Genomic DNA, 13,478 nt, shown 5'->3' with positions numbered 1-13,478 from the left:
TGCGCGACCGGGGCCCTGCGGGTTCGTCGCCCGCCGTCGGGCGCCGGGCCGGTCAGGCGTCGACGCTGCGCTTGGCCGTCTCGTCGCTCCCGGGGCCCGCCGCTTCCGCCGCCGCCTGCTTCCGGGAGGCGATCAGGCTGGTGGCGGTTGTGACGGCCAGGACCGCGCAGATCACGCCGAGCGACACGGGGATGCTGATCTCGGGGACGTGGACCCCGGACTCGTGCAGGGCGTGCAGCACCAGCTTGACGCCGATGAAGCCGAGGATGATCGACAGGCCGTACGACAGGTGGACCAGCTTCCTCAGCAGGCCGCCTATGAGGAAGTACAGCTGGCGCAGTCCCATCAGGGCGAAGGCGTTGGCGGTGAAGACGATGTACGGGTCCTGGGTCAGGCCGAAGATCGCGGGGATGGAGTCCAGCGCGAACAGCACGTCCGTGGTGCCGATGGCCAGCATCACGACCAGCATCGGGGTCATGACCCGCTTGCCGTTCTGCTGGATCCACAGCTTGGTGCCGTGGTAACGGTCCGCCACGCCGAACCTGCGCTCCGCGGCCCGCAGCAGCTTGTTCTCCTCGTACTCCTCTTCCTCCTCGTCGGCCCGCGCGTCCTGGACGAGCTTCCAGGCGGTCCAGATCAGGAAGGCACCGAAGAGGTAGAACACCCAGGAGAAGCTGGCGATGATCGCGGCGCCGGCGGCTATGAACACCGCACGCAGCACCAGGGCTATGAGGACACCGACGAGCAGCACCCGCTGCTGGTACTGCGAGGGCACCGCGAACTTCGCCATGATCAGGACGAAGACGAAGAGGTTGTCGACGCTCAGTGATTTCTCGGTGATGAAGCCGGCGAAGAACTCGCCGGCCGGCCCGCCGCCGCCGCCGTAGAGGAGGAGGCCGAGGCCGAAGAGCCCGGCGAGGGCGATCCAGACGACCGTCCAGATGCCCGCCTCCTTGATCGACACGTCATGGGGCTTGCGCCCGATGAAGAAGTCGACCGCGATGAGGACGGCGAGGCCCACGATGGTGAGGACCCAAAGGGTCGGGGAGACTTCCACTGCACCTCCGGCATAGGTCATGGCAAACACATCCGCGTTGTCATTGCCGGAGGTCTCTTCCGCCCGCGTGGGCCGGCGCCCCGGGATCCGTAACGGTCCGTACTGACGGGTGCGCCGCAGTCAGGGAGTACTCCCCTCCGCACGGAAAACAGTACCTCAATCACCAAGGAAAGGTAAAGCAGTTGGTAAAGAAAATACCAAAGTAGCTGCTCAGACGCGCTTTACCTACGCTTGATACGGGCCGCTGCCACTTCGGTGAGCACCTGCTGGAGGATCCTGCTTCCGGACGGCACGAGCGAGGGCTCGTACGTCCAGGCGTGGCCGACCCACGGGTCGGCGAGGTGGTCGTCGGGGACGGGGGTGAGTCGCATGAGCGAACGCCACAGCGGGTCGAGCAACGGACCGTAGGCCGCCGCGTCCTCGCGGTCCGCGACCACCAGCAGGTGGACGCCGACGGCCGGCCCCTCGTCGGCGAGGTAGCGCAGCTGGGTCACCGCCCGGTCGTCGAAGCCGTGCGGGAAGTCGTTGACGAGCAGCAGCTGCTGGGCGGCGTCGAAGTCGGGCGGCAGTGACTCGGCCGCGCCGCCGCGGAGTGCCATCTGCACCAGGTCGACCCGTCGGGTGAGCCGTCCCAGGACGTCCGCCACGCCTGCCGCACCGGCCGAGGACGGCATCGTGACGGCCCCCGTCCGGGTCAGCGGCAGGAGCGCCTGGGCCCCCGTACCGGCCGGGTCCAGGACCTGGAGGGTGAACTCCCCCACCGGATGGACGGCGAGCAGCCGGACGGCGAGCGCCACCGCGGCGTCCATGGCGAGTCGGCGTGTCTCCGCGGAGTCCAGGAAGACGTCGTCGGCCCCTGGTGCCGGGCCGCTGTCGACCCACAGGCCGCGTTCCAGCGGGAGCCTGACGAGCAGCGGTATGCACAGCGGGGCGCTCTCCGGAAGGTGGAGGTCGCCGAGCCGCAGGGCCATGGGCGGTTCGGCCGGCACCCGGTAGCCGTGCCAGACCGGGTTGTCCCAGCGGGCGCAGGCCGTGGGAAGCGCGGGCTCGACCACGTCGGACTCGGCGGCGAGCTGCGCGACGTCGCGGTCGAGCGCGGCCCGGGCCTGGTCGACCAGCTGGGTGTGCCGGGCGTGGGCCGCCTCTTGCGCGGCGTCGCCCGCCGCGCCGAGCCGGGCGCGGGGGTCGGCGAGGACCTGGTCGAGTTCCTTCTCCAGGCGGGAGTCGGCGAAGTCGACGGCGCTGCGGTACGCGGCCGTGGTGCGGGCCAGGTCCTCGAACATGCCCCACACCTGGTTGTACAGCCGTTCGTCCATCGACCATCCCACCGCGTCGCCTGCCACGGGTCGCGGCGGCTGACCCTCCGCTGCGGCGTGGGACGCGGCCTGCGATCCGGCGGGCGGCGGGGCGGTACCGGGGCGGCGGCCGGGGTGGGTGTAGTCGATCGGGCCGCCCAGCGCCCGCCCGCCGTTCGCCCGGGCCGGCCTGGACTCCGGAGAACCGGAGGCGTCCGGGGTGTCCGAGGGCGGCGGCGCGGGTACCGCCCGTGCCAGGCTGCGGGCCACCGCCTCCTGGACGTCCGAGGCGAGTGCGGCTGCCGAGGGCAGACCCTGGTCGGCGAGCAGGGCGGCGAGGCCGCCGGCGTAGCCCTGGCCCACCGCGCGCACTTTCCAGACGCCCTGCCGCCGGTACAGCTCCAGGGCGACCACGGCGGACTCGGCGTCCAGACCGGTCAGGTCGAAGCGGGCGATCTCGGTGCCGTCGAGACCGGTGACCGCCGTCCTCGGGGCGGCCAGCGCGCCGAACCTGAGCGGGCCTCCCGGCCGCTCCGGCAGGGCGAGCAGCACACTGACGCGGTGCACCGCCTCCGGCAGCGCGGCCAGGTCGACGGCCAAGCGGTGGTCGGCGGCGGCCTGGGGGGACACCTCGACCCCGGGCAGCGTGGGGGCGCCGGGATGGGCCACCCACTCGGCGCCGTGCACTGTGCCGCGCTCGTCGCCGAGCGTGGCACCCGCCAGAACCGGCGATCCGGCCGAGATCCGGATCTCCAGTCGGACCTGGGACAGCGGGTGGTTCTGCCCCCGCACCAGCTCGGCCGTCATCGCCGTCGCCCCCCCTGTGTCGAATGTCGTGCGTGGCGCGTCCGGCGGCGGTCCTACAGGTGCGGCTGGATCGCCGGCATGAGGTCCTGGAAGGTACGGCCCTTGGCCGGCTCCCCCAGGGCGGTCATCGACCAGCCCGAACCCGACCGGTGCACCTTCGCCATGATCTGCGCGGTGTACTCGCCGCCGCCCGCCAGCGTGTAGCGCGCGAGTTCCTGCCCGGTGGTCTCGTCGACGAGGCGGCAGAACGCGTTCTGCACCTCGTGGAAGGTCTGGCCCGTGAAGGAGTTCACGGTGAAGACGATCTGGTCGACGTGGACCGGGACGCGCTGCAGGTCGACGAGGATCGCCTCGTCGTCGCCGCCCTGGCCCGCGCCGCCGACGAGGTTGTCACCGGTGTGCCGCACGGACCCGTCGTCGCTCACCAGGTGCCGGAAGAAGACGACGTCGACGGGCTGCCTGTCCGCGAACAGCACCGCGGAGGCGTCGAGGTCGATCTCCCGCGTGCGCGAGCCGAAGAGGCCGCGGCGGGGAGCCGCCTGCCAGCCGAGACCCATACGGACCGCGCTCAGGCTGGCCCCGTCCTTCTTCTCCAGGCTGATGGCCTGACCCTTGGACAAGTTGACGGTCACGGCTGATTCCCCTTTCGGTGTTCCCCAGTTGCCGCGCACTGCGCGGTTGCCAGAACCCTACGCAGGGGCACTGACAGTGCCGAACCCCGGCCCGCGCTTTGTGTCGGTGTTGCAACACTTGGCACTTATGCCGAGGTCCGGCACCACTGGAGGGTGTCAAGGGGCGGTCGCGGAAGGGCTCCTAGGCGAGGCCCGCCTCACGCATCTGCCGCAACTCCTTCTTCATCTCGGACACCTCGTCGCGCAGCCGTGCGGCGATCTCGAACTGGAGCTCGGCAGCCGCTGCGCGCATCCGCTCCGTCATCTCCTCGATCTGCTCGGCGAGTTCTGCCGCCGGGCGGTCCGTGGGCACCGCGGCCGCCGACTTGCCCTTGGCGGACTTCGCGGCCTTGCCCGCCTTCGCGCCCTTGGCCGCCTTGTCGCCGAGCGCCGGGACGGGAGCCTTGGCGCCCTTGCCGTCCTTCAGCTTGCGGTAGCCGGAGCCGAGCAGCTGTTCGGTGTCGACCTCCTCGCGGGCGATCTGCGCGACGATGTCGTTGATCTTCTTGCGCAGCGGCTGCGGATCGATGCCGTTGGCCTTGTTGTAGGCGACCTGCTTCTCCCGGCGCCGGTTGGTCTCGTCGATGGCCTTCTCCATCGCCGGGGTGATCTTGTCCGCGTACATGTGGACCTGGCCGGAGACGTTGCGCGCCGCGCGGCCGATGGTCTGGATCAGCGAGGTGCCGGAGCGCAGGAAGCCCTCCTTGTCGGCGTCGAGGATGGCCACGAGGGACACCTCGGGCAGGTCGAGGCCCTCGCGCAGCAGGTTGATGCCGACCAGGACGTCGAACTCGCCGGAGCGCAGTTCACGCAGGAGCTCGACGCGGCGCAGGGTGTCGACGTCGCTGTGCAGGTAGCGCACCTGGATGCCGAGCTCCAGGAAGTAGTCGGTGAGATCCTCGGCCATCTTCTTGGTGAGCGTGGTGACCAGGACGCGCTCGTCCTTCTCGGTGCGCTTGCGGATCTCGTGCACCAGGTCGTCGATCTGCCCCTCGGTGGGCTTGACCACGACCTCCGGGTCGACCAGACCCGTCGGGCGGATGATCTGCTCCACGACCCCGTCCCCGCGGGACAGCTCGTAGGCGCCCGGGGTCGCCGACAGATAGACGGTCTGCTCGATGCGCTGCTGGAACTCCTCCCACTTAAGGGGCCGGTTGTCCAGGGCGGAGGGCAGCCGGAAGCCGTGGTCGACCAGGGTGCGCTTGCGGGACGCGTCGCCCTCGTACATCGCGCCGATCTGGGGGACCGTCACGTGCGACTCGTCGATGACGAGCAGGAAGTCGTCCGGGAAGTAGTCCAGCAGGGTGTTGGGCGGCGAGCCGGGCAGGCGGCCGTCGAAGTGCATCGAGTAGTTCTCCACGCCGGAGCAGGTGCCGATCTGGCGGAGCATCTCGATGTCGTACGTGGTGCGCATACGCAGGCGCTGCGCCTCCAGGAGCTTGCCCTGCTTCTCCAGCTCGGCCAGGCGCTCCCCCAGCTCCTTCTCGATGTCGTTGACGGCCCGCTCCATGCGCTCGGGTCCGGCGACGTAGTGGGAGGCGGGGAAGACGTACAGCTGCTGGTCGTCGCTGATGATCTCACCGGTGAGCGGGTGGAGCGTGGACAGCGCCTCGATCTCGTCGCCGAACATCTCGATGCGTACGGCCAGCTCCTCGTAGACCGGGAAGATCTCGATGGTGTCGCCGCGGACCCGGAAGGTGCCCCGGGCGAAGGCCATGTCGTTGCGGGTGTACTGGATGTCGACGAAACGGCGCAGCAGATCGTCGCGGTCGATCTCGTCGCCCACCCTGAGGGGGACCATGCGGTCCACGTACTCCTGCGGGGTGCCGAGGCCGTAGATGCAGGACACCGAGGCGACCACGACGACGTCGCGGCGGGTGAGCAGCGAGTTCGTCGCCGAGTGGCGCAGCCGCTCCACCTCCTCGTTGATCGAGGAGTCCTTCTCGATGTAGGTGTCCGACTGCGGGACGTAGGCCTCGGGCTGGTAGTAGTCGTAGTACGAGACGAAGTACTCGACGGCGTTGTTGGGCAGGAGCTCGCGGAACTCGTTGGCCAGCTGCGCGGCCAGCGTCTTGTTCGGCGCCATCACCAGGGTGGGACGCTGGAGCTTCTCGATCATCCACGCGGTGGTGGCGGACTTGCCGGTGCCGGTCGCGCCGAGCAGGACGACGTCCTTCTCACCGGCCTCGATGCGCTTGGCCAGGTCGGCGATGGCCGCCGGCTGGTCACCGCTGGGCTGGTAGGGGCTGACGACCTCGATGGGCGCCACCGTGCGTTCGATGTGGGAAACGGGCCGCATGGCATCAACCGTACGACCCCCCACTGACAACGGGTCCCGGTCAGCGGTTCTGCGGGGTCCGGAAGGCGTGGTGCCGCTGGTGAGGGTCCGGACGGCGGCCGGGGTGGAGCTGTGAGTGACGGGGCAGGCGCGAGGCTACGGCGGCGGCCGGGACGCCCGGTTTCCCCTCGACCGGGGCCTGGGCCGGCCGGCCCATGACCATCAGCGGGTCGAACATCATGACGGCACCGGCGAGCAGCAGGAAGGCGAGCGGGCCGATCAGCATCGGTACCAGCACCGAGGCCGGCGGGCCGCCCGCGGCGGCAGTGGAGGCGCTGTGCAGGTGCACGTTCAGGGCGGCCATGCCGGTGTAGTGCATGCCGGTGACGGCGAGCCCCATCACCAGGCTCGCGCCGACGCTCCACAGCAGGCCCCGGACGCGTCCGGCCGCCCACAGGGCGGCCGTGGCGGCCACGACCGCGATGACGACGGAGGCGGCCACGGTGGCCGTGCTGTAGGCGAACCGTCCGTCGAAGCGCATGCTCGCCATGCCGAGGTAGTGCATCGAGGCGACCCCCAGGCCGGTGATCGTGCCGCCGGTGAACAGGGCGGTGCCGCTGGCCCCCCGGTAGCCGACGATGAACAGCCCGACGCCGACCATCGCGATGGCCAGGCCGAGGCTCGCGTAGGTGATGGGCTGGTCGTAGTGGATGGGCGCCCCCTCGATGCGGAAGCCCATCATCGCGACGAAGTGCATGGTCCAGATGCCGGAGCCGATCGCGGCCGAGCCGAGGGCCAGCCAGGCGGGGCGCCGCGAGTGCGTGACCAGAAGGGCGCGGGTGGTGCAGCGCAGGCCGAGGGCGCCGCCGAGGCAGGCCATGACATAGGCCACCAGCGGGGTGACGACCCCGTAGCTGAATTCGTCGACCGAGCCCTGCATGTGCGGCAGCCCTTCCGTCCTGTTGCGTCCCGGAATATCCGAACTGCGCCCCCGTCCCCGGACCGCGCTGGCGCTCAGGGGTGACGCAGAGAGTATGACCCGCACCGGAATGGTCGAACGATTTTCCGGCAAAGAAACACGCCCTTGCCCCAGATGTGCGGCACCGGTGAGCGGAGTTGGCCGCCCGCGTTCACGGTGTGGCCGTCCCGCGCCCGCGTGCCGTTGACTCTCTGCTGTCACTCTGGTGCTGTCGGTATCCGCTCGACGGGAGGAGTCCGCTCATGCACGCGCGCGCAGTCGCCGCCACGGCCACCGCGATCCTGGGGGCGGCAGCCCTGCTGGCCCCCACGTCCGACGCCCGGGCGGGCGAGGCCGGCGGTCCCGTGGTGATCGCCCACCGCGGCGCCTCGGCCTACGCCCCCGAGAACACCCTGGCATCCATCGACAAGGCGGCCGGGCTGGGCTTCTCCTGGGTCGAGAACGACGTCCAGCGCACCAAGGACGGCCAACTGGTGGTGATCCACGACGACAGTCTGCGGCGCACCACGAACGTCGAGGCAGTCTTCCCCGGCCGGGCGCCCTGGAAGGTGAAGGACTTCACCGCCGCGGAGATCGCCCGGCTGGACGCGGGCAGCTGGTTCTCCGCGGCGTACGCGCGCACGCGCGTGCCGACCCTGAAGCAGTACATGCGCCGGGTGGAACACAATCACGAGAAGCTGCTCCTGGAGATCAAGAATCCGGAGCTGTACCCGGGGATCGAGCGGCAGACGCTGAAGCTCCTCGGCGATGAGGGCTGGCTGGACCGGGCGCACCTCGGCCGGCTCGTCGTGCAGAGCTTCAGCGCGGACAGCGTGCGCGCCGTGCACGAGCTGAAGCCGGCGCTGACGACCGCCTACCTCGGCAGGCCGTCCCTCGCTCAGCTGCAGCGGTACGCACGCTTCACCGATCTGATCAATCCCTCGTACGGGTCGATCTCCGGGAGCTACGTGGCTGCCCTGCGCACCTTCGACGGGCCGCACGGCAGGCCGCTCGGGGTGTGCGCCTGGACGGTGGACGACGCCGCCACCGCCCGGAAGGTCGCGCGCTACGGCGTCGACGGAGTCATCACCAACAAGCCGGACGTGGTCCGGGCGGCCCTGAACGCGGGCTGAGCGGGGACCGTCGCGCGAGGGCGTTGTCAGTGCGGGGTCGTACGGTGGCCGCATGGACAGTGATGGGCAGGACGGGCAGCGGGTCGTGTGGGCCGTCGTGGACACCGGTATCGGCCCGCTGATGCTGGCGGCGACCCGCGAGGGACTGGTCAACGTCGTTTTCCACGCCACCGACCAGGTGCGCGAGCGGTCCCTGGAGCGGCTGACCGCCCGGATGGGCGCCGAGCCCGTCGAGGACCCGAGGTCGCCGCTGCTGGGCGAGGCGATACGGCAGCTCGAGGCCTATCTCGCCGGTACGCGGCACGATTTCGACCTGCCCCTGGACTGGTCGCTGATCTCCGGTTTCAACCGGCAGGTACTGCGCGAACTGGCTTCCTCCGTGCCGTACGGCACGGTGGTCGGCTACGGGGACCTGGCCGGGCGGGTCGGGCAGCCCGGCGGGGCGCAGGCGGTGGGGGCCGCGATGGGTGCCAATCCGCTGCCGGTCGTCGTGCCGTGCCACCGCGTGGTGGAGAGCGACGGTGGCATCGGCGGTTTCGGGGGCGGGCTGGAGACCAAGCGGAAGCTGCTCGCGCTGGAGGGTGTGCTGCCCGAGCCGCTGTTCTGACGGGGCCGGGTGGGCTATCCGTAGTGCCGGACCTCGATGACGTTGCCGTCGGGGTCCCGGAAGTAGAAGCTGCGCGTTGCCTCTCCGCGGGCGCCGTAGGAGCCGTACCCGATGTCGGTCAGGGGCACGGCACGCTCGTCCAGACGGGCACGCAGGGCGTCGAACCCGGCGGACGGCAGGGACAGGCAGACGTGGTTCACGGGGTGGCCGGCGCTGTCGGCGGCGCCGGGGAGCATGTTCATGCGCTCCGCGAGGGACCGCGGCGCGAGGTCGAGGATCGTCTCATCGTTGACGCGTACGGAGGGGAACGACACCTTTCCGTCGGCGTACTCGGCGAGCCTCAGGGGTTCGAGGCCGACGGCGTTCTCGTAGAAGGCGGCGGCCGCTACGGGGTCGGCGACCCACAGGACGACATGGTCGAGACGCGTGGTGTGGTCGGTCATGCGGCCCAGGCTGGTGGTGTCCCCCACAGACCGCAAGCGTTTATCCGGGTCCGGCGCCCGCCAGGGATGAGAGGGGACCGACGGACAGGAGGCGGGCACGTGGTGCTGGTGGTGTCGGAAGAAGTCCGGGACGCGCTCGACGCCCGGCGGCCGGTGGTGGCCCTGGAGTCCACGATCATCGCGCACGGGCTGCCGCGTCCGCGCAATCTGGCGGTGGCGCTGGAGCTGGAGGACGTGGTGCGGCAGGAGGGTGCCGTCCCCGCGACCGTCGCCGTGCTGGACGGGCGGCCCCGCGTCGGCCTGGACAAGGGGCAGCTGGAACGGGTCGCGAACGAGGACGGCATCCGCAAGCTGGGCCATCGTGACCTGCCCTTGGCCGTGGCCGCGGGGGCGAGCGGGGCGACCACGGTGTCGGCGACGGCGCAGCTCGCGGCCCTGGCGGGCGTCCGGGTGTTCGCCACGGGCGGGCTCGGTGGTGTGCACCGGCAGTGGACGGTGACGCAGGACGAGTCGGCCGACCTGGGTCTGCTGGCCCGGACCCGGATCACGGTGGTGTGCGCCGGTGTGAAGTCGATCCTGGACGTGCCGGCGACCCTGCAGCGGCTGGAGACACTGGGCGTGGCCGTCGCCGGGTACCGCACCGGCCGGTTCCCCGGCTTCTACCTGTCCGACTCCGGGCATCCGGTGGACTGGACGCTGGAGGGCCCGGAGGAGGTCGCGCGGGTCATGCGGGCGCAGGACGCGCTCGACGCGCCGGACTCCGCGCTGATCGTCGCGAATCCCGTTCCGCGGGACCAGCAGCTCGATCCCGAACTGCACACGCGCGTGCTCGCCGACGCGCTGCACGCCTGCGAGGAGGAGGGGGTCAGCGGGCAGGGGGTGACACCGTTCCTGCTGGACTACCTGGTGCGGCACACGGAGGGAGCCTCACTGAGCGCCAATCTGGCGGCGGTGCGCGGCAATGTCCGGCTGGCGGCACGCATCGCCACGGCTTGGGCCAGGGGGTGAGCTCCGGCGAGGGCGGAGCTCTGCTGGTCGTCGGGGACGTCGTCACCGATGTCGTCGCCCGGCACCGGGGGCCGCTCGCGGCCGGTACCGACACGGCCGCCGCGATCCGCACCCTGCCGGGAGGCGCCGGCGCCAACGTGGCCTGCTGGGCGGCGCACGCGGGCTGTGCGGACGTGCGGCTGCTGGGCCGGGTGGGCGCGGACGCGGCGCGGTGGCACGAGCGGGAGCTGGTGGCGGCGGGGGTGCGGCCCCGGCTGGTGATCGACGGGGAGGCCGCGACCGGAACGGTGATCTGCCTCGTCGACAACGGCGCCTCGGCCGAGCGCACGTTCCTCACGGACAGCGGGGCGTCGCTGCGGTTCGAACCCGCCGACTGGTCCGACGCGCTGCTCGATGGGGTCGCCCGGCTGCATCTGTCGGGCTATCTGCTGTTCTCGGAGCGGAGCCGGGCCCTCGCCGTTGTGGCCCTCGCGGCGGCACGCGCGCGAGGTGTGCCGGTCAGTCTGGATCCGGCGTCGGCGGGGTTCCTCGTGCGTTTCGGAGTGGACCGCTTCCTGGCCTTCGCGGAGGGTGTCGACGTGCTGCTGCCCAGCCGCGACGAGGCGTGTCTGCTGACGGGCCTGTCCGAACCGGGTGACGCGGCGGCCAAGTTGAGCCGGCTGGTCCCGCTGGTGGCCGCCAAGTCGGGTGTGGACGGGGCGCTGGTGGCGCGTTCCGGGGGCGTGGTGGCCCGGGTGCCGGCCGTACCGGCCGATCCGGTGGACACGACGGGCGCGGGCGACGCCTTCACCGGCGCGTTCCTGGCCGCCCTGCTGACGGGCGCGGATCCTGAGGAGGCGGCGGCGAGAGGCTGCGGGGCGGGCGCATCGGCGGTGCGGCAGGTGGGCGGCAGACCACCGCTCCGGGACACCGGCGGCCCGCCCTCACCTGGCTGACCAGGTCCTCTCGTCCGGACCGCACCGGGGCAGGGCGCCCGGCGCCGCGCCTCGTCGCGTCGTGTCGCGTCGGCGCTGGTGCCTGTGCCTGTGCCTGTGCCGGTGTGTCGGCGTCGGTGCGGGTGCCGGCTGCGACGCACCCGCCGGACCTAGCCCTTGCGTCCCCACGCGGAGATCATCGGCGCGGTCGCCAGGTCCATGCCGCCCGCCCGCACGTTGGCCAGGTGCCGGTCGATCTCCTCGTCGGTGGCGAGGCCCGCTGCCACCAGCCGGCCACGGATCTGACGGACCGTGGCCGACTCCAGGGCGGTGCAGGCCGGTGAGGTGACGGGGAAGTAGGCGTCGGCCTCGACCTCGTGCAGTCCGGCCTCGCGGAGCAGGCGCGGCAGCCTGCGGCCGTACGAGAGATCGGCTCCACGCTCGGCGAGCAGACTGCGGAAGCCGTGCCGCAGCCGGTTGGCGAGCCGCTGCTCGGGGCCGTGCTCATCGGGACAGAGCAGCGGCTGGAGGGCCGGATCGGCGTCCTCGATCAGCAGCCGGCCCCCGGGGCGCAGCGCCTCGATCATGGACCGCAAGGCCCTTTCCCGGTCCGGGACATGGACGAGGACCAGTCGGGCGTGCACCAGGTCGAATCCCTCACCCGGCGGCTCCTGCGTACCCACGTCGTGGACGCGTACCTCGACCGGGGGCCGGGCCGCGGCGGCGAGCCGGGAGGTGTCGATGTCGGTGGCGACGACCTTGCCGGTGGGCCCGACCCGCTCGGCGAGCCACGACACCACGGAGGTACCGCCGGCGCCGACCTCCCAGCACCGCCCGCCGGACTCGACGCCGAGGGATTCGAGATGCCGGAACGTCGTCGGGTCGAAGAGGGAGGCGAAGGCGTGGAAGCGCTCTTCCGCTTCGTCCTGCTGGTTGTCCAGCAGATATCCGTCGGATGATGTCATGCCGCGAGCATCGCACTCGGCGGGCCGGCCTGCGGGAACGGGCGCTGTCCACAGGCGGGAACAAAGCGGAAGTGTCCGTTCCCACAGGCCCGCCCGGACTTTCCGCATGGGCTGGCACACTTGCCGGGCAAGACGCGGAAGCGTTGTGCGAGGAGATCCACACGAGGAGATCCAGATGTCCATGGCAGGAAATCTGCGCAAGGTCACGGGACTGGGCAGGGCCGGCGGGCTGCGCAAGGTGGCGCGGCTGGCCCGGCGGCGGCCGCGCGTGGACCTGAGCCATCCCGCCCGGTCACCGCTGGGTTCGTCGGTGGTGAACTGCGTGACGTATCAGGACGGGGTCCGGGTCCCGGAGTGCGCCGACCTGGTGGATGCCGTGGCCAAGGTGCGCAAGAGCGGCGAGGGGTTCGTCTGGCTGGGGCTGCACGAGCCGACGGACGACGAGTTCGCTGACGTCGCCCGGCTTTTCGACCTGCATCCGCTGGCGGTGGAGGACGCGGTGGAGGCCCATCAGCGCCCGAAGCTGGAGCGGTACGAGGAAACCCTGTTCACCGTGTTCAAGACGGTCTGCTACGTGGAGCACGAGCAGCTGACGGCGACGAGCGAGGTGGTCGGCACCGGCGAGATCATGGTGTTCGTCGGCGAGGACTTCGTCATCACGGTCCGGCACGGACGGCACGGGTCGCTGGGGCCGCTGCGCGAGGAGTTGGAGGCGGACCCGCGGCAGCTCGCCAAGGGGCCGGCGGCGGTGCTGCACGCGATCGCCGACCATGTCGTCGACGAGTATCTGAGCGTCACGGACGCGGTGCAGGCCGACGTCGAGCAGGTGGAGACGGACGTGTTCTCGGAAAGCGGGGCGCGGGCCGACCCGGGGCGCATCTATCAGCTCAAGCGTGAACTGCTGGAGCTGAAGCGCGCGGTGGTGCCGCTCGGACGTCCGGTCGAGGATCTGGCAACCCGGCCGATAAGGGTGGTCGCCCCGGAGATACAGGCGTACTTCAGGGACGTGTCCGACCACTTGATGCGGGCCAAGGACCAGATAGCCGCGTTCGACGAACTGCTCAACTCGATTCTGCAGGCACATCTCGCGCAGGTGACGGTCGCGCAGAACGAGGACATGCGGAAGATCACGGCCTGGGCGGCGGTGGTCGCCGTGCCGACGATGGTGTGCGGGGTCTACGGCATGAACTTCGACCACATGCCGGAGCTGCACTGGCGGTTCGGCTATCCGCTCGTCATGGGCGTGATGGCGATGGCCTGCCTCGCTCTGTACCGCGGTTTCAGGCGCAACGGCTGGCTCTGACCGGGCAGGCGAACACAACCCTTCATTGAGCGGGCGCCG

12 protein-coding genes are annotated in these 13,478 nt (G+C 71.1%); 5 read left to right on the top strand and 7 right to left on the bottom strand.

Translation table 11 applies throughout. The annotated features are described in order from the left end of the window. Nucleotides 1-52: 52 nt before the first annotated feature. From ABZ478_RS18280 to ABZ478_RS18260, 5 genes are all read right to left on the bottom strand, one after another. Nucleotides 53-1,057: a TerC/Alx family metal homeostasis membrane protein gene (locus ABZ478_RS18280; RefSeq protein ID WP_359550442.1), complete on the bottom strand. Its 1,005-nt coding sequence runs from the start codon at nt 1,055-1,057 to the stop codon at nt 53-55. Nucleotides 1,058-1,278: 221 nt separating this feature from the next. Continuing rightward, entirely contained in the window at nt 1,279-3,159 is a 1,881-nt protein-coding gene (locus ABZ478_RS18275) for a TerD family protein (RefSeq protein WP_359550440.1), read from the bottom strand. A gap of 53 nt (nt 3,160-3,212) precedes the next feature. Next, a complete protein-coding gene (locus ABZ478_RS18270; RefSeq protein ID WP_359550437.1) occupies nt 3,213-3,791 on the bottom strand; it encodes a TerD family protein in 579 nt (192 codons plus the stop codon). A gap of 181 nt (nt 3,792-3,972) precedes the next feature. After that, nucleotides 3,973-6,129, bottom strand: a complete 2,157-nt coding sequence (gene uvrB / locus ABZ478_RS18265; RefSeq protein WP_359550434.1) for an excinuclease ABC subunit UvrB — start codon at nt 6,127-6,129, stop codon at nt 3,973-3,975. A gap of 40 nt (nt 6,130-6,169) precedes the next feature. After that, a complete protein-coding gene (locus ABZ478_RS18260) occupies nt 6,170-7,048 on the bottom strand; it encodes an MHYT domain-containing protein (protein WP_359550431.1) in 879 nt (292 codons plus the stop codon). A 281-nt stretch (nt 7,049-7,329) separates the two neighbouring features. Here ABZ478_RS18260 and ABZ478_RS18255 point away from each other — a divergent pair, with 281 nt between their 5' ends. Continuing rightward, nucleotides 7,330-8,199 (top strand): glycerophosphodiester phosphodiesterase family protein, encoded by an 870-nt coding sequence (locus ABZ478_RS18255; RefSeq protein ID WP_359550428.1) that lies wholly within the window; start codon nt 7,330-7,332, stop codon nt 8,197-8,199. A gap of 52 nt (nt 8,200-8,251) precedes the next feature. Next, complete coding sequence (locus tag ABZ478_RS18250; protein ID WP_359550425.1) at nt 8,252-8,806, top strand: methylated-DNA--[protein]-cysteine S-methyltransferase; 555 nt, start codon at nt 8,252-8,254, stop codon at nt 8,804-8,806. Between the two features lie 14 nt (nt 8,807-8,820). Here the strand turns inward: ABZ478_RS18250 and ABZ478_RS18245 are convergent, their stop codons facing one another. Further along, complete coding sequence (locus tag ABZ478_RS18245; RefSeq protein ID WP_359550422.1) at nt 8,821-9,249, bottom strand: VOC family protein; 429 nt, start codon at nt 9,247-9,249, stop codon at nt 8,821-8,823. 99 nt (nt 9,250-9,348) lie between these two features. On the opposite strand from ABZ478_RS18245, the gene ABZ478_RS18240 reads away from it, so the two are divergent. Together ABZ478_RS18240 and ABZ478_RS18235 are read left to right on the top strand one after the other, a co-directional pair. Next, entirely contained in the window at nt 9,349-10,257 is a 909-nt protein-coding gene (locus ABZ478_RS18240) for a pseudouridine-5'-phosphate glycosidase (protein ID WP_359550419.1), read from the top strand. Next, entirely contained in the window at nt 10,242-11,192 is a 951-nt protein-coding gene (locus ABZ478_RS18235) for a PfkB family carbohydrate kinase (protein ID WP_359550416.1), read from the top strand. The genes ABZ478_RS18240 and ABZ478_RS18235 overlap by 16 nt, the downstream gene beginning before the upstream one ends. Nucleotides 11,193-11,341: 149 nt before the next feature. On the opposite strand, the gene ABZ478_RS18230 is transcribed toward ABZ478_RS18235, so the two are convergent. After that, nucleotides 11,342-12,136: a methyltransferase domain-containing protein gene (locus ABZ478_RS18230; RefSeq protein ID WP_359550414.1), complete on the bottom strand. Its 795-nt coding sequence runs from the start codon at nt 12,134-12,136 to the stop codon at nt 11,342-11,344. 175 nt (nt 12,137-12,311) lie between these two features. Here ABZ478_RS18230 and corA point away from each other — a divergent pair, with 175 nt between their 5' ends. Then, entirely contained in the window at nt 12,312-13,439 is a 1,128-nt protein-coding gene (gene corA / locus ABZ478_RS18225; protein ID WP_359550411.1) for a magnesium/cobalt transporter CorA, read from the top strand. The last annotated feature ends 39 nt before the right edge of the window (nt 13,440-13,478 follow it).

This window comes from Streptomyces sp. NPDC005706 (assembly GCF_040631045.1).
Taxonomy (GTDB): domain Bacteria; phylum Actinomycetota; class Actinomycetes; order Streptomycetales; family Streptomycetaceae; genus Streptomyces.
The sequence above is the reverse complement of the archived record's forward strand: the minus strand, read 5'-3'. Positions and strand labels throughout refer to the sequence as shown.